The following is a 16,672-nucleotide window of genomic DNA, read 5'->3' on the forward strand; positions in this document are numbered from 1 at the left end:
TGCCTGAGAGTGATGAAAGGGGGGAGGCCCCCCTTTCGAGGTAAAAAGCCGATGGATCAGCCGCGCATTTGTTCCAGTTCCAGCCCTTTGGTCTCGTGCACCATGTAGATCACAAAGGCGATGGAGAGCAGGGCGAACAGGGTATAAATGCCGTAGGCGCCGGCCAGGCCGATGCCCGTCAGCATGATTGGGAAGGTCATGGTGATGCCAAAATTGGAAACCCATTGGGCCAGTCCGGATACCGCCAGGCCCGAACCACGGATCTGGTTGGGGAACATTTCACCGAGCATGGTCCACATGGCCGGCCCCCAGGAGCCGTTAAAGAAGAATACATAGGCGTTAGCCGCCACCAGCGCCAGAAGGCCCATCCCCTGGGACAGCTGTAGGCCACCGTCGGCACCGATGGTGGCGGTGGTGAAGGCAAAGGCCACCAGTCCCAGGGTCACCGCCATACCGATGGAGCCGACCAGCAGCAATGGTCTGCGGCCAATCTTGTCGATCAGGGCCATGGTGATCAGGCAGGCGCCGATGCTTACACCGCCGGAAATGATGTTGATCAGCAGTGCATCAGACTCGGAGAAGCCCACCGCCTGCCACAATACGGCGCCGTAGTAGAACACCACGTTGATACCCACCAGCTGCTGGAAGGTGGCGAGGCCGATACCGACCCAGACGATCTTGCGCACCTTGCCGACACGGCGTCCGCTAGCCTCAAGCAGATCGCGCATCCGGGGGCGGTGATCACTCGCCACAGACGCGCGGATGCTGTCGAGCTTGCCCGCCACCGCCGCTTCCCCATAAAGCTTGCGCAGTACATCGGTGGCGCGGGAGGTCTGTCGGGAAAGCACCAAGTAGCGGGGGCTTTCCGGAATGAACAGCAGCGCGAGGAAGAACAGGGCGGCCGGCGCAATCTCAATCCAGAACATCCAGCGCCAGGCGTTGTAACCCATCCACCACTCGTTGACCGCGGAGCCCGCGGTTTTTGCCAGCCAGTAGTTGCTGACAAAGGCCATGAACAGGCCGGAGATAATCGCGATCTGGTTAATGGTGATCAGGCGGCCGCGGATTGCCGCGGGGGCGATCTCGCTGATATAGGCCGGCGACATCACACTGGCTGCGCCCACCGCGAGGCCGCCGAGGATGCGATAGAACACGAACTCCGGGGAACTGGTGGCGATACCGGAGCCCCAGGCACTGATCACGAACAGTACCGCGGAAATTAGCAGCAGCGTCTTGCGCCCCCACAGGTCCGCGAGACGGCCGGCGAAGAAAGCGCCCACGGCGCAGCCGAGCAACATGGAAGCCACATTGAACCCGGTGCCGGCGGTATTCGAGTTGAACGCCTGTTGCAGCCCGGTCACGGTGCCGTTGATGACGCCGCTGTCGAATCCGAACAGGAAGCCGCCGATCGTGGCGACACCGCAGATCAGGATAATGAACGGAAGTGGTGGAGCGTCTTGACGGCCCAGGGCTGCGCCCTGAATACCGTCGATGGAATTCTCAATCGCCTGCATGTGTGACTACCTGCATTTTTATTTTGGCTTGGGCGAGTTGTTGGTACCCACCCGTATTTGTCTGCTTCTTTGAGCGAATTACCCGCAAAAAGTCAGTTCTATAATGACGTTTGTCGTCGGTGAAAGCGTCCTACTTTGCGAAAAAACTTAAAGTTGGACCTCGAATCCGGCCCACTTTGCCATTTTCCGCGGGATCAAATGAGACAGATGGCCGAATTATGGCTCTGCGGCAACCTCCAGCCAGTTCAGGTTCCAGCTGCCGGCGATGGCGTCGAGCCGCAGTATCGATTCTCCGGCGGGAAGGTCTACCGTTGCCGCAACGGTAGTCCAGGACTGCCAGTCTCCGGTATCCGGCACCGCCAGGGAGTGCGCCGTTGCGCCCTCGACAGAGGTGGCGAATCCGTCACTGCCGCCATTGCTCGCCAGTCGGTAACGGATGGTGTAGGTGCCGGCCGCGGGTGCGGATACGCGGTATTCCAGCCAGTCACCCGGGTCCAGCCAGGCCACATTCAGGCCGCCGTCGGTGTCCGAGCAGTTTTCGAGCTGGATACCGGACATGGCGCTGAAGGATTCCGCCTGGATTCGACCGGGTAGCGGCACGGCTACCGCCGCGGTGGCGACTTCGTTGCCCGGGTAGCTCTCGGCATAACCCCGCGTTGCCGTTACCCGGTAATACAGTGTCTGGTTGCCGATATCGGTATCCAGATAATTTGTGGTTGCGATCGGCCCCGCGATGGGGATGAAGCCGGCCCCGGAGCTGGCAGACCGATAGACCTTATAACCGCTGGCCCCTTCGCTGGCTTGCCAGCTGAGCTGGTTGCCTTCGCTGGTTTCTGCCAGTATCAGTTGTGCGGGGCTATCCGGCAGGTCCAACACGTCGGACCCGCGGTCGGCGGTCAATGCCTCCCGGGCGGTCTCGTGGACGTCGTAGGGCGTGCTGCCGAAGGCGCGGAACAGGGTTTCGATTTCTTCTTTACTGGCGGCGTTGAAGTCCAGTGCGCTAAATGGACCTTCCGCAAGCACATCGGCGCCGTCCATGGGTTGGCTTGCCACCAGATAGATTTCCGCCCAGGCGCTGGTGCTGCCGTTATCCTTGAACACGCCGGAAAGGCGATAATTCCTGCCGCCCTCCAGAGTCACGGGCTGGTAGATGCCACCGTTTATGTCTGCCGTGCCGCTCATGCGCAATGTCGGACCTTCGCTTCCACTGGGGGCTTTGGCGGCGTCGGTATTGTTGAACTCCAGTGTCGGCGGCATATTCTGGTGCCAACGTGTCCAGCCGCTCTCTTCGCCGAAACCGCCGTTGACCAACAGTTCGCTGCCGGTGCCCTCGTCCACAATACTGAGGCTGTCGAGGGAGACATCCAGTGCGCCATCACAGCAGCTGCCGAATTTCACCACCAGAAAGTAGGTCTGCGAGCCAGCCCGATCCGCGGTAAACCGACTGCGTGCGCTGCTGCAGGCGTTCTCCAGGGCGCTGTCCCAGCCGGGGCAGGCCCAGGTATCGGCTTTTGCCAGCAGGCCTAGCCCCTGCTCGTTGGTGACCAGCCCCCAGGTACCATTTCCCTCTCCGCCCTGATTGGTAATCAGCTTGTAGGACCAGGCAGTAGAGGCCCAGCCGAAGCTGGCGTAGGTGTCGTATGTAGCGCGGGTGATCTCGGCTCCCAGTTCGGGGCCGAGACCGCTCCAGGGCTGAAATTCGCCCACCAGAAAGGGGGCGTCCAGTTGTTGCAGTTTTTCATCCCATTCGCACACACCGCCGCGGCCATTTTCGCCGCAGGTCAGCCAGTCCCGGTGTACCGGATAACCAATTTCCCCCCAGCCGAAAATGCCGGGGTAAAAATGCATCTCGAAGGCGACGTTGCTCAGCCCGGCATCGGCGGGTCTGGGATAGGCGTCCAGTCCGGCGGAGTGACCCGGCAGAATGACGATGGTGCTGTCGTCGACCTGGCGAATGGCGTCGTAAAGTTCGATGGCTTCCACCGCGAGGTTTTCCGGGGTGGTACCCCAGGGTTCATTCAGAACGCCGTAGGCGGCTACAGCGGGGCGGTCGGCGTAGCGGCCGGCAATCTGTTGCCACAGCCACTCGGTACGCGCCTGGTATTCCGGTGTCTCCCAGTAGAGGTTGTGTCCGGCGCAGCCGCTGTGGTGCTCCCATCCCTGGGCGCCGACCGCGCCGTGCAGGTCGAGGATCACGTAGATTCCGCGGGCTTCCGCTTCGGCGATGGCGGCGTCGAGATACTGCCAGGCATCGTCGTGCAGGGTCATGGGGTTCTGCTCGTCTTCCAGCAGATTCCAGATAAACGGCAGGCGTATGGCGTTGAAACCAAAGGACTGGATAAGATCCCAGTCTCTCTGAGTAATCCAGTTGTCCCGGAACAGGTCCATCAATCGCTCGCGCTCGGCGAAGCCGAAGCGGGTATCGAAGATGCCTTCCAGGGTGCACTGGTCGTTCACCGCCTCCGTGCTCTGGCCCATCATCCAGAATTCCTGCAGCAGCCAGTTGCCGAGATTGACCCCCTTCAACAGTACCTGCTGGCCATCGGCATTGACCCACTGGGTGCCGTCGGTGTGCAGGCGGGTGAGGCTAGGGCTCACGGGCGGCTCGGGCGTATTTCCAGGTGGCTGTTGGGGCGGAGGGGTATCGCTACCGCCACCGCCGCAGGCAACCAGCAGCAGAGCGCAAAGCAATGCGCCCACCCAAACCGTCGGCAATTGTCGAGCGCGCGTCAGCCGCGCGCGTTGTGAATGCGCTCGCATGGTGATCTCTCCTTGTCGGTGCGCACTCCGCAAACTGCGCGGAGTGGCACTGCAGGTCCCTTAGGTTATTGTTTGGATTTTTTCGAAATTTGGGTCAGTGCAAGGTAAATACACCCTCGAGACCGGACGCCGCGTCGGGGGCTATCCATACGCGGTACTCGCCGGGTTCGACCACCGCCTGCATCTGCGCATTGTGGAACGCCAATTGGTCGGCATTCAGGGTGAAGTTCACCCTGCGGGATTCACCGGGGGCGAGGGTGACACGTTCGAAGCCTTTCAGTTCGCGCACTGGCCGCGACACACTGCCCACCAGGTCGCGCACATACAGCTGTGCGGTTTCGGTGGCGGTCGCCTTGCCGGTATTGGCGATGGTGGCGGAGATGGTCAGCTGGCCATTGCCGTCCAGATTGGTGTTGCTGAGCACCAGGTCGCGGTACTCGAACTGGCTGTAGGTCAGGCCGTAACCGAACGGAAACTGCGGTTTGTGGCCGTAGTCCAGCTGGTTGGAGGAGTTGCCCGGCTGGTGCTGAAATACTTCGCGCCCGATCTTGTCGATGCGCGTGTAGTTGTCGTCCGTAGCGGGGCGGCCGGTGGCGAGATGGTTGTAGTAGATCGGGATTTGACCTGCGCCCACCGGCCACGACAGCGGCAGGCGCCCGGAGGGCGAGGTCTCGCCGTACAGCACCTCGGCCAGTGCCGGCCCCGCCATGGTACCGGGGTGCCAGGCCATCATCACCGCGTCCGCCTGTTGCAGGGTCTTGTCCAGCTGCAGCGGGCGGCCAGCCAGCAGCACCATCGCCAGAGGCTTGTCGGTTTTTGATAGCGCCGCAATCAGCTCAGCCTGGGCGCCGGGCAAGCGGATGTCGCCACGGCTGTGCCCTTCACCGGAAAGAATGGCTTCTTCGCCGCCCACGTACAGAATTACATCGGCTTTTTTCGCCGCTTTTAGCGCGGCTTTGAAGCCATCGGTGCTGGTATCGCGGCTGTATGTCAGGCCTTCGGCGAAAATAATCTTGCCCTGGTCGCCGACCATTTCGCGCAGTGCCGGCAACAGCGTGCGGGAGTGTTTTTTGTCACCGTTGTAAATCCAGGTGCCGAGCTGGTCGTGGGCGGCTTCCGCCAGCGGGCCGATGACGGCAACGGTCTGGTCTTTCTTCAGGGGCAGCAGTTGCCGGTCATTTTTCAGCAGCACAAAGGTTTCCTTGGCGGCCTCTTTGGCAGCGTTCAGGAACTGGTCGTTGCGGATGATCTGCTCGCGCTCGGCTTCGGATTTGGCGCGGGGGTAGGGGTGGTTCCACAGATCCAGACGCAGTTTTACCCGCAGAATATTCGCCACCGCAGTATCCAGCTGGGCCTCGGAGAATTTGCCCTCGTCCATCAGCTGCGGCAAGTACTGGTCGTAGGTATCGGTATGCATTTCCATATCGATGCCGGCGTTGGCGGCGAGGGTGGCCGCGTGCTTGGCGTCGCGGGCGAATCCGTGGGGAATCATTTCCATCACCGCGTTCCAGTCGCTCACCACGAAACCGTCGAAGCCCCACTCGTCCCGCAGGATCTGTTTGAACAGGAACGGGCTGCCGGTGCCTGGCACATCGTTGAGGGTACTGTAGGTGCTCATGATGCTCTGCATGCCAGCGTCGATTCCGGCCTTGAACGGCGGCAGGTAGATATCGCGCAGCAGGCGCTCGGGAATATAGGCGCTGTTGTAATCGCGCCCGCCTTCGGCGGCGCCGTAGCCGGCGAAGTGTTTACCACAGGCGGCGAGACTGGTGGGGTCGGCGAGGTTGTCGGTCTGGAAGCCCTCGACCATGGCGACGCCCAGGGTGGAGGTGAGATACGGGTCTTCGCCCAGAGTCTCGGCGATGCGGCCCCAGCGCGGGTCGCGGCTGATATCGATCATCGGCGCGAACGTCCAGCGGATACCGTCGGCGCTGGCCTCCTGGGCGGCGACGCGTGCGCCCTGACGGATCAGGTCCGGGTTCCAGCTGGCGGCCTGGCCAAGGGGGATCGGAAAGATGGTTTCGTAGCCATGAATCACATCCTGGCCAAACAGCAGCGGGATACCGAGCGGGCTTTCTTCTACCGCGATGCGCTGCAGCTCCTCAAAGGCATTTTTGTCGACGGAGCTGAAGTTCACGTTCAGGAAACCACCCACACGCCCCTCGCGCACGGCCTGCTTGATGGCCTTCATATCCGCGGCCTGGAATGTGCCCCAGTCGCGTAACGCCAGCTGGCCAATTTTTTCCCGGGTCGACATCTGCGCGAGCAGGTTTTGGATTCGGGTTTCTATCGTGTCCTGTTGCTGCAGTGAGACGGATGCAGCAGTTTCATTGGCGGCGTGAAGTGGCAGATTGACCGCGAGCGATAGAAGCCCGGCCATAACGCCAATACAGATTGGATGCTTTTTCATGGTAATCACTCTCGTGTACTACTGACGATCGGCTCGCTTGTGCACCTGAACGCATAACGAGGCGCAGGGAAAAAAGGCCCCCAACCGAGCGCGGTGGGGGCATGAGACAAGCGAAGATGACGATCGTTTTTGGGTTAGTCCGGCAACGAATTAAAAGTTGTAGTTGCCGCGGATGCCGTAGAAGCGCGGCATGGAAACCGGGCCCTTGATGACGCCATCGCCACCACCGGCCCAGTAGGTTTCCTTCTGGTCGGTGAGGTTGTAGACGAAGGCCTCCACGTTCCACTGATTGTCCGGTGCTTCCAGTTTCAGGGTGCTGTTCACACTGTGGAATGCCGGGCGCACATCGCTGAAGGCGTCGGGGGTTTCCGTGGCGAACACGTCGTAGTGTTTATCCACGTTCTGGAAGGAGTGGTACGACTTGTCACGCCAGTAGTAGCTGAGGTGAGGAATAATCGCGAAGCCGTTGTTGAAGCGGAAGGTATGGGTGTAGTTCAGCTTGGCGCTGAGCTTCGGCGAAGCGGCCAGTTCGTTACCCTTTAGATTGACCTTCATGGCATCGTTGTCGGGATTGGTGGCCGCACCGTGGTCCACTTCAAACAGGTCGGTAGCCGCAAAATCCCAGTGGTAAATGAAGTCACTGGTGATTTCCGTGTCGAGCCAGGTGAGGTAACCGTCAAAGCGGCCATTCTCAATGGGCGCCCAGTCAAACTCGACCTCCAGCCCCTTGATGGCGGCATTGCCAATATTGGCGGTCTGGAACACGGTCTGGGTTTCAGTGGTGATTTCACCAGTCAGCTCACCGGTCTGTTCATCCCGCTCTTCCACATAGTAGGGGAAGATGCCCTTGGCGGAGGCCGCCTGCATATCCTCATAGTCGCTGTAGAAGAGGGTGGCCATCAGGTTCAGGCTGCCATCAAAGAAGGTGCCTTTGGTACCCAGCTCGTAAGTAGTGACCACCTCTGGATCATAAGTGTTCTGGTGGCGCTGCTTGACGATGCGATCGCCGTTGCCGTCCAGGGGATATTCCGCGGTGAGGGGATCCTGCTCGTATTCCACAAACACATCGCCGATACCGCCGGACTTGAAGCCGTTGGCCACGTAGCCGAACACCATCAGGTCGTCATTGACGATGTAATCCAGGCCCACCCGGTAGTTGGTGAAGTCCCAGCTGCCTTTGGTCTGGTTGTTGCTGACGATGGTGTAGATGGAGGAATCGTCGAAGTAGTCTGTCGGCAACTGGTTGAACGCATCGCGATCCCATGCCGGGAAGCAGCGTTCGCCGGTCTGCGGGTTAATGGTGTCGCCATTGCAGGTCATGTTGTGGCCGCCCACATCCTGCTTGGTGTCTTCGGTGTAGCGCGCACCGAGGGTCAGGTTGAGCTGGTCGGTAACCGCATAGGTGCCCTGGGTGAAGAAGGCCTGGGATTTAAGCGTGCGCGCGGGCTGGTTCCAGTAGTCCGCGTTCTGGCCGCTGTTGATCCAGCCACCCTGCATGTTGTTGTCTTCTTCAAAATAGAAGGCGCCGGCGATCCACTGCAGCGGGCCGGAGCCGGTGGACTGCAGCTGCACCTCGTGAGACTGGGAAGTGAAGGTGGCATCGCGGAAGAAGATCGACATATCCCAGCCGGTGATACCACGATCCTGGTCGGAGTGCTGCGAGCGCACCTGTTCCGCCCAGCCCGCGTTGTACACCAGGGCGATCTCGTCAGACAGATCCCAGCTCAGGTTGGAGCGCACCGAGTCGATACTGAGATCGAGGAAGCCGGGCACGCTGACGTTGACAGTGAAGTCGTCGGCGCCAGGGCCGTAAACACTTTCACAGCCCAACTGCCCGGGTACCGGGACGGCGGAGATGTTGCCGTCGGCGTCGAGATAGTTGCCGTCGCCATCTTTGCGAATGCGCTTGGCTGCCATGTCACAGTTGAGGGTATCGGCACCGCCGGCGCTGTTGTCCTGGAACTGTTCGTAGGCCAGCATCCAGGAGAGTGCTTCAGAAGGTTCCCACAGGGCGCTCACGCGGAAGGCGTACTGGTCGGAGTTGTTATAGAAATCCGATGGGTCGGCCTTGACCAGTTCCTGCACTTCGCCGTCACCCCAGCGCTCGCGCTGGCGCAGGCTGCGGTCTTCATCGGCGCCGGTGTAGACCGGAGCATTCTGAATTTCTTCCGGCAGATAACGCACGTCCCACTGGTTGGGGTCGTAGTAGCCATTGAGGTAGGAATCGCGGGTTTCCTGCATAAAGGAAGCGCGCAGGGCGAGGGTTTCACTCACCGGGATATTGATCATGCCGCGGGTCTGCTGGTGGTTCCAGCGGCCGGCCTCAATGCCGATGGATGCGTCGAACTCGTTGAAGTCCGGGCGCTTGGAAATGATATTCACGTTGCCCACGGTGGAGTTGCGCCCGAACAGGGTGCCCTGGGGGCCGCGCATGGCTTCCACCCGCTCCACGTCAAACATCAGTGCCATGGCGCCCTGGGGCCGCGGCGAGTAGATGCCGTCCAGGTGCAGGCCTACTGAAGGATCGCCGAGTTCGGTGATGTTGGTGGAGCGCACGCCGCGCATGGCCACCACCGGCGCCGTCTGCGAGGAGTCCATGGAGATTTCCATGTTGGGCACCATCTGTGCCATGTCCTTGATGTTGGTCAGGCCTTCGCGGTCGAGTTTTTCCTGGCTGAAGGCGGTGATGGAAATCGGGGTTTCCATCAGGTTGGTTTCGCGCTTGGTGGCGGTAACGGTGACTTCTTCCAGTGCATTGGTCGCAAGGTAGTTGGTGTCTTGCGAATCTTCAGGGGCTTCCTGGGCCAGTGCCCAACCGGAGTTCACCAGCGCAATGGAGAGCGCCAGAGGCTTGTGTAATCTCTTCATCGGTATTCCTCTCATGTGCTTATTGTTTTCAGCCGCCCTGTTTGGCGACAGAGGAAATTTGCCAATTGTGTCTGGCGGCGGCGTCCGGATGCAGTTATTCGAACGCAAATTTATGGTTTTTTTCGCGTTCGACTATCCTACGCGCAGTCGAACGGCAGGTAAATTATTGTAAATCAATAGGTTAGGTGACTCTTCGGTGGCGGGTCGGATGCGGAAAGAAGGGCCGCCGAAGTGCCTCCGGCGACCCGCATGGGGGTGACTAAAACCCCTGCTGGTTAGTTTTCAAACAGCCATAGCTGGTTGTCGCCACCGTGGTAGCTCCACTGCTGGATGTTGCCGCCGGCACTGGTGGAGCCGTCCTGCACATCCAGCGACTTGCCGCTCAGTACGGAAAGAATGCGGAACTGGCTGCCGTTCACCGGTTCAATGATCCAGTGCTGGTTGTCGCCGCCGCCGTACTCCCACTGCTGGATATTGGCACCGTTGCTGTTAGAGACATCCTGCACATCCAGAGCGAGGCCGCTGTAACTGTTCTCCAGCCGGTAGGTGCCATCTGCCAATACGGTAACCTGCCAGGACTGGCTGCCGCCCTGAATGACATTGCCGCCATTGCTGGTGGAGTTGTCTACTACCCCGAGCAGCAGGCCGCTGGCCAGGTTGCGAATCTGGTATTCGCCATTGGCAATGTCACCTGTCGTTGGCTCATTCGGATCGACCGGTTCTTCAGTGCGCATCTCCAGTTCAAACCAGTTGAGGTTGAAGCCGGGGCCGGCCACTTCCAGCCGCAGAATCTGGTTGCCCGCGCTCAGGTTGAGCGAGGTATTGATGGACTGCCAGCTCTGCCAGCCGCCGGTATTGGGCAGACTGGTAGTGGCCAGGGTAGCGCCGTCGCTCTGGAAGCGGATCTCACCCGTGTTGGCGGTGCTGGCGATGCGGTAGGTAAGCGTGTATTCACCGCTTGCTGGTACGTCGACCCGGTACTCCATCCAGTCGCCGGAATCGGTCCAGCCTACATTCTGGCCACCGCCGTTGTCGCTGGTGTCCTCCAGTTGGATGCCGGACATGGCGCAGTAGCTTTCCCCTTCGATACGACCAGCCACCTGTGAGTTGGCACTATCACAGCCCGTCTGTGGCGGCGGGGTATTGCCACCGCTGGTTTTGATCGCATCGTAGAAGCCCTGATGCCAGCTCACATTACTGGCGCCGTTACCGATGTTGTTCTTGGCGAAGTCGATCATGCCGGCGTAGGCATTGGCCGGCGGGGTACCGCCGTGGTTGATATAGTTCACCACCTGGCTGTAGATGCTGTTGGGTGCGATGGTCCACAGGGTGCGGTCGTGACTCATCTTTTTGAACGACCAGGGGAACTGGCCGGCGATGTTGCCCGTGGACCAGTCCGTGAGCTGGCGGATAATGTCGTTGTTGTCTTCCCCATACTCGCCAAGGATCAGCGGCACACCCATGGCATTGGTGCGGTCCGCGCGCGGGTAGAGGTCGGCGATCCATCCGGCGTTGCCGAACACATAGTGGTGGGTCTGGTACACGAGGTTGTGGTCCCAGCGCGCGCTGATGCCGGTATTGGTCTGGGTATCGCTGTCAGTCCAGTCGATCTTCTGCATGTCTGACGCCCACCAGCTACCCTCGGCGATAATTGCGTGGTTGTTGTCGACCTCGCGAATGGCGTTGCGCATGGCGATCAGTGAGGGCAGCAGCTCATATTCTCGCCCTGCCTGTGGCACGGGTTCGTTGATCAGATCGTAGCCCCAGATTACCGGCTCGTTTTTGTAGCGATCGGCGATATGGCGCCACACCTGGCTGGCGATCTGGACGTTGTTGCCGTCCCAGAACTTGACCGAGTCCCGGGGCTGGCCGGCGTTGGAATCGACGTTATCACTGTGGTCGCCGGGGTTCTGGTAACCAGGGGCCGCGTGCATATCCAGCAATACGTAGACGCCATGGGTACGGCAGTAGTCGATCAGCCGGTCAAAATACTGAAAGCCATGATCGGACAGCTGGCCGTTCTCCCAGAACAGGTTGTAGTGGAAAGGCACCCGTACCGTATTAAAGCCGAGACTTTTCAGGTCGGCGATCTCCCGCTCGGTCACATAGTTCAGCCGCCACTGGTGCTCGAACTCCTTCGCCTGTGCCATGCTGCCGAAGGTATCCGCGAGGCTGTTGAGGAACTGGGTATGGGTGCGGTAGTTGAAGTCCCCCATCATCAGGTAGCCCTCCCACAGCAGCCAGTTGCCGAGGTTGATACCGTTGAGTTGGACCGGGTCACCATTGCCATCGACGATTTCGGTACCGTCGGTGTGCAGATACTGGGCCTGGGCCTTTTCCACGGAGGATAGTGGGGACAGAAACACGAGCAGCGTCAATAGACTGCCCAGCCCGCGCAGGGTGTTATATCTCATCATGCTTTCCTTTATTATGCGTTTGATGTTGAGAATGACTGGCGACTGAATCGCCAGTCGCACCCTAAGCGGCCATACACTGAAATGTCGTTCGAACGGCGTCAAAAAAATGGTCTGTGCAAAGTCGAACCCGTTCGACTAACCGGGGGCATTCGAACTTGCCTGTGTCTGAAGTAATACCTACAAAAAAACATAAAAATGAATCAGGTCCTGTTTAACTTCCACGATGTCGTGCTGTTGATGACGGCGATGCAATGCCTGTTCTTTGCGGCGCTGCTGTTAGCGACAAATACCAAAAGACAGCCGAGCACCTACTTTCTCGCGGCCTTTCTGTTCGCCCATGCGTTTATTCCGGTACACGAGCTGGTGCTGTGGGGTGCGGAGTTCAAGTTCAAGGTGCGGGAGATGCTGCCACAAGTGTATTTCCTCGGTGGCTTTGCTTATTACCTGGATGGGATGCTGCTGTTCTTCTGTGTGAAGTCCCTGATCTTCCGCGACTTCAAGTTGCGCCCGAGAGACGGCGTGCACCTGCTGCCGTTTGTATTTGCGCTTGTCTATATGAGCGCGGTGTTCTTCCGACTGCCACTTGAACAGCGTCTGGAATTGATCAACAGCGAAAGCCTGGTCTACGGCTGGCATTACGTGCTGGTGGAATTCCTGTGCAAAGGGCTGCGGGTGGCCTATTGCCTGTGGTCGCTGCTATTGATCGTGAATTACACCCACCGCCTGAAAAGTACCCACTCCAACGTGGAAAAGGTGGATGTGGCGTGGATCAAGTTCCTGGTTGCCGGATTTATGCTAGTGATGCTGATGGAAGTGGTGCTGAGTATTGCCAAGATGTTTAGCCTGTATCAGCACTACGATCTGGGTGTGTTCGAGAAAATCGGACTTACCGGTTATTACACGGTGTTCATGTTGGTGAACCTGCTGGTATTTACCGGCGTGCGTTACTTTGCCAGTTTCGAGTCGGTGCGGGCGCCGGAGAAGGCGCGCAAGATCGCCAGTGAGCAGGTGTGCAATCCCGCATTGGCGGAAGAGATCGATCGCAAGATGCGTGCGGGCAAGTGGTATCTGCAGCCGGATGTCACCATCGATGTCCTTGCCGATAGCCTGGGAATCCCCACCCGTGACCTGTCGATGATGATCAACCGGCACTTTCAAGTGAACTTTTATGAGTTCATCAACCGCTACCGGATTGAAGAGGCGATGCGCCTGTTGCGCAGCGTCGAAGCGGAAGGGAAGACAATTACCGATATTTATCTGGAGGTAGGCTTCAATAGTAAGTCGGTGTTCAATACCTTCTTCAAGAAAGCGGCGGGAATGACGCCCTCCCAGTACCGCAGGGCAGACGCCATTCCTGAAACAGCGTAGTAGCAGAGCTGAGGTTACTGCCCCAGCAGAGCCTCGGCTACGCCGTCAAAGGCTGCCTTCTCTTCGTAAGGGCCATTGGCCGGACCACCGAACAGCAGCGGCCAGTCGTCCACACCCTGGCGGTTGTCGAAATCGAGCAGCCAGCTGTCGCCATCCCATAGCCCCCACACGGAAATCCCGCCACGTTGCTGCGGTGGAACCACATCCATGTACGTTTCCACGATGGACTTGTAGCGGGCCTTTTGCAGCGCGGCCACTTCCGGGGTGTAGCTGGTGTACTGCGGGAAGGGGGTGGAGGCGTAGGGGTTGTTCACCGGTACATCCAGTTCGGTGATTTTCACCTTCAGCCCGCGGTCCACGATGGCCTGGAAGGCGCTGCGCATCTGCGAGGTTGAGGGCCAGTCGATCTGCACATGCATCTGGAAGCCGACGCCGTCGATGGGCACATTGTTTGCCTGCAGGTCATCCACGATTTGCAGCAGGCAGTTCAGCTTGTTGCTGTTACCACCCTCGGTGTCATAGTCGTTGTAGTAGAGGTCGGCCTGCGGGTCTGCCGCGTCCGCCGCGCGGAAGGCGTTGGCGATATAGCTGCTGCCGAGGCGCTGGTAGAACAGGGAGTTGCGGTAGCAGTTGGACTGGTTCTCGTCGATGGCCTCATTCACTACATCCCAGCTTTCCACCCGCCCGGCGAAATGCTCGGCAATGGTGGTGACATGGTCATCCATCATGCTCTCGAAGTCGCCGCTGTAGCTGTTCATCCACGAGGGTATCTGGTAGTCCGAGTGCCAGATAAAGGTATGTCCGTGCACCCCGAGGCCATTGGTTTCTGCCCAGTTGACCATCTGATCCGCATTGGCGAAATCATAGGTATTCTCCTGGGGGTGCAGATAGCTCATCTTCATGATGTTGCCAGCGGTGAGCTGATTAAAGTGCTGGGCAATTGAGCTTTGCTTTTCAGCGATGCTCAGGAAGCTCCGGTTTTCATTGCCCGCCGATACGGCGACCCCGACAGGGAAAGACGCCAGGCTGTACAGATGCTCGGCTGAACCGCCGGAAGAACTGCCAGACGAACTGCCAGAAGAGCTGCTGCTCGATGAGCTGCCGGAGCTGGAAGATGATCCGCTGGATGAGCTACTTGAGGATGAACTGCTCGACGAGGAGCTGCTTGAGGATGAGCTGCTGGAGCTTGAGGAGCCACCGGAAGAGGAGCCGCCGTCACACAGGCTGCCGGTGACCTGTGGGATCTCGACGTTGCCATTGGCGGTGCCCTGGAAACCAAACACCGCGGTCTGGCCCGGTTGCAGGGTGCCATTCCATGCAGCATTACTGGCGGTATAGGGGTTGCTACCGCTGAGTTCAGCACTCCAGTGATGCACAATGCGGTTGTCGCCACTGTACTGCCACTGTACCTGCCAGTTGTCGACGCTCTGCGTCGAGTCATTGGTGACGTGCACGCTGGCAACGAAGCCGGAGCCCCAGCTGTTCTCCAGCGTGTACTCGCAGGCGGCAAGGGCGCCCTTGGCGCCGCCGCCGAACAGTGTAATGGCCATAAGACTGGCGAGGCGTACTCGCCTCGCCCTGGCCGACAGGGCCAGGTTGGTAAAAGTTTTCATTATTATCTCTCTGTCTTCGCGTTATTGGAAAAGCGGCATCTCCGCGCCGCTGTTCCAGCGGACTGCTTTTTGTTGGAACATTGGTGTGTCAGATATGCCATTAATAGTCATATTGACTATTAATGGCATATTATCGCCGTTGGGGCTCCCGGCAACCGCGTCGAACGGCAAATGGGGAAATCTGTGAGCGGTCTTTGGAGTAGGGTGTGACCGGATTTCCCAAACTGTCGCAGCCGTCTACATCGGCAGGCGCGGTATACTCCGTCCCCAGGTATCTTCCGCGGATAAAACTTTGGATAACGCCCCTGAACTCTCGGCCCTCGTATGTCTGACCTCTCATCAAACCTGACCGAAACACTGCGCACAGCCCTGTTGAGGCACCCATCGAGGGAATGTCTATGGCTCGGTTTTTCCGGGGGGCTGGATTCCAGTGTGTTGTTGCACCTGGTGGTGAGCGCCGGCTTACCAGTAAAGGCACTGCATATCCATCATGGGTTGAGTGCTCGGGCCGACAGCTGGCAGGCCCATTGCCAGGCCCTGGCAAGTCGGCTGGGGGTGCCTTTCCAGACAGTGCAGGTAACTGTGGATTCCCGCGCTGGCGGTCTCGAGCAGGGGGCGCGCGAGGCTCGCTACCAGGCGTTTGCGGAGGCCATGGCGCCGGGCGATCAGATTCTGCTGGCGCACCACGGAGACGACCAGGTCGAGACACTGCTCCTGCGCCTGATGCGCGGCGCGGGTCCGCGCGGCCTGGCGGGGATGGAAGAGTGCCGGGGGCTCGGCGAGGGCAAGACCGTACTGCGTCCTTTATTAGGGACTGCGCGCGCCGATCTGGAGCGCTATGCGAAAGCGCATGGGTTAGATTGGATTGAGGACGACAGCAATGCCGACCTGTCACTAGACCGAAACTACATTCGCAGTCAGGTCCTGCCATCGCTGGCGGCACGCTGGCCAGTGGTAAACCGGGTGTCACGGGCGGTGGAAAACCTGCGGGAATCGGCGGATATGCTCGAGGCGCTTGCAGGGGAGGATCGCCGAGCCTGCGGGGAGCGCAAAGAGCGGTTTGGCGAAAGCATTGGCCTGGATGATTTTCGTGCACTGTCCGTTGCGCGGCAAAAAAACCTGTTGCGGGGTTGGATTGGTGCCTGCGGAGGCGAGATGCCGGAGTCCGCGCAGCTGACCCAAGCCCTGGCCCAGTCCAGTGCAGCGGCAGATGCACAGCCAGCCGTTTCAGTGGGCGGCCTGGTGATGCGCCGCTATCGTGATCGGCTCTATCTCACACCACAATTAGCGCCTGATGCCGAGTCGGCGGAAGAGGAGCCGGTGTGGAGATGGAATGGTGTTGGCAATCTGGTACTCCCCGGTGGCTGGACGCTGTCGCCGGCAAGTGCGTGGCCGGAGGCAGACTATATTATCCGTTACCGGGTTGGAGGCGAGCGTGCGCAGCCGTCAGGTCGCGACCGTTCCCAGACGCTGAAAAAGCTGCTGCAGGAATACGCGTTGGAGCCCTGGCTGCGCGGCAGAGTGCCGCTGGTGTATCGGGGAGACCAGCTGGTGGCGGTTGGGGACCTCTTCGTCACCACCGGGGGCCCACCCGAACCGCCAAATTGGCGGTTTTTAGATTGAGCGGAATCCGGCTTTCTGGTAGTCTGGCGTCCCATCTCAAAGGCATCGGGTTGCGCGAGATCGCGCCCCCAGAGCCAGTCCCGCACGCCCGAACTCGTC

8 protein-coding genes are annotated in these 16,672 nt (G+C 59.6%); 2 read left to right on the forward strand and 6 right to left on the reverse strand.

Annotation, left to right across the window (positions count from 1 at the left end; genetic code table 11):
* Positions 1-56: 56 nt before the first annotated feature.
* The 5 genes from GTQ55_RS06845 to GTQ55_RS06865 form a co-directional block, all read right to left on the reverse strand.
* On the reverse strand, positions 57-1,514 hold the full coding sequence (locus tag GTQ55_RS06845; protein ID WP_161858062.1) for a sugar porter family MFS transporter: 1,458 nt from the start codon (positions 1,512-1,514) through the stop codon (positions 57-59).
* Positions 1,515-1,730: 216 nt separating this feature from the next.
* Positions 1,731-4,274 (reverse strand): cellulase family glycosylhydrolase, encoded by a 2,544-nt coding sequence (locus GTQ55_RS06850; protein WP_161858063.1) that lies wholly within the window; start codon positions 4,272-4,274, stop codon positions 1,731-1,733.
* Between the two features lie 94 nt (positions 4,275-4,368).
* Entirely contained in the window at positions 4,369-6,684 is a 2,316-nt protein-coding gene (locus GTQ55_RS06855) for a glycoside hydrolase family 3 N-terminal domain-containing protein (RefSeq protein WP_237567865.1), read from the reverse strand.
* Between the two features lie 150 nt (positions 6,685-6,834).
* Positions 6,835-9,552 (reverse strand): TonB-dependent receptor, encoded by a 2,718-nt coding sequence (locus tag GTQ55_RS06860; protein ID WP_161858064.1) that lies wholly within the window; start codon positions 9,550-9,552, stop codon positions 6,835-6,837.
* A 275-nt stretch (positions 9,553-9,827) separates the two neighbouring features.
* Positions 9,828-11,969, reverse strand: a complete 2,142-nt coding sequence (locus GTQ55_RS06865; RefSeq protein ID WP_161858065.1) for a carbohydrate-binding protein — start codon at positions 11,967-11,969, stop codon at positions 9,828-9,830.
* 195 nt (positions 11,970-12,164) lie between these two features.
* On the opposite strand from GTQ55_RS06865, the gene GTQ55_RS06870 reads away from it, so the two are divergent.
* Positions 12,165-13,337, forward strand: a complete 1,173-nt coding sequence (locus tag GTQ55_RS06870; protein WP_161858066.1) for a helix-turn-helix domain-containing protein — start codon at positions 12,165-12,167, stop codon at positions 13,335-13,337.
* 14 nt (positions 13,338-13,351) lie between these two features.
* Here GTQ55_RS06870 and GTQ55_RS06875 read toward each other — a convergent pair whose 3' ends face one another.
* Positions 13,352-14,887 (reverse strand): endo-1,4-beta-xylanase, encoded by a 1,536-nt coding sequence (locus GTQ55_RS06875; protein ID WP_161860053.1) that lies wholly within the window; start codon positions 14,885-14,887, stop codon positions 13,352-13,354.
* A gap of 387 nt (positions 14,888-15,274) precedes the next feature.
* Between GTQ55_RS06875 and tilS the strand changes: the two genes are divergently transcribed.
* Positions 15,275-16,573 (forward strand): tRNA lysidine(34) synthetase TilS, encoded by a 1,299-nt coding sequence (tilS, locus tag GTQ55_RS06880; protein ID WP_161858067.1) that lies wholly within the window; start codon positions 15,275-15,277, stop codon positions 16,571-16,573.
* Positions 16,574-16,672 lie beyond the last annotated feature (99 nt).

The sequence above is a fragment of the Microbulbifer hydrolyticus genome (assembly GCF_009931115.1).
GTDB classification, from domain to species: domain Bacteria; phylum Pseudomonadota; class Gammaproteobacteria; order Pseudomonadales; family Cellvibrionaceae; genus Microbulbifer; species Microbulbifer hydrolyticus.

Coding starts and splice junctions, on each gene's coding strand:
- GTQ55_RS06865 (WP_161858065.1), bottom strand. CDS start 11,969: ATGATGAGATATAACACCCTGCGCGGGCTGGGCAGTCTATTGACGCTG.
- GTQ55_RS06870 (WP_161858066.1), top strand. CDS start 12,165: ATGAATCAGGTCCTGTTTAACTTCCACGATGTCGTGCTGTTGATGACG.
- tilS (WP_161858067.1), top strand. CDS start 15,275: ATGTCTGACCTCTCATCAAACCTGACCGAAACACTGCGCACAGCCCTG.
- GTQ55_RS06875 (WP_161860053.1), bottom strand. CDS start 14,887: ATGGCCATTACACTGTTCGGCGGCGGCGCCAAGGGCGCCCTTGCCGCC.
- GTQ55_RS06850 (WP_161858063.1), bottom strand. CDS start 4,274: ATGCGAGCGCATTCACAACGCGCGCGGCTGACGCGCGCTCGACAATTG.
- GTQ55_RS06855 (WP_237567865.1), bottom strand. CDS start 6,684: ATGAAAAAGCATCCAATCTGTATTGGCGTTATGGCCGGGCTTCTATCG.
- GTQ55_RS06845 (WP_161858062.1), bottom strand. CDS start 1,514: ATGCAGGCGATTGAGAATTCCATCGACGGTATTCAGGGCGCAGCCCTG.
- GTQ55_RS06860 (WP_161858064.1), bottom strand. CDS start 9,552: ATGAAGAGATTACACAAGCCTCTGGCGCTCTCCATTGCGCTGGTGAAC.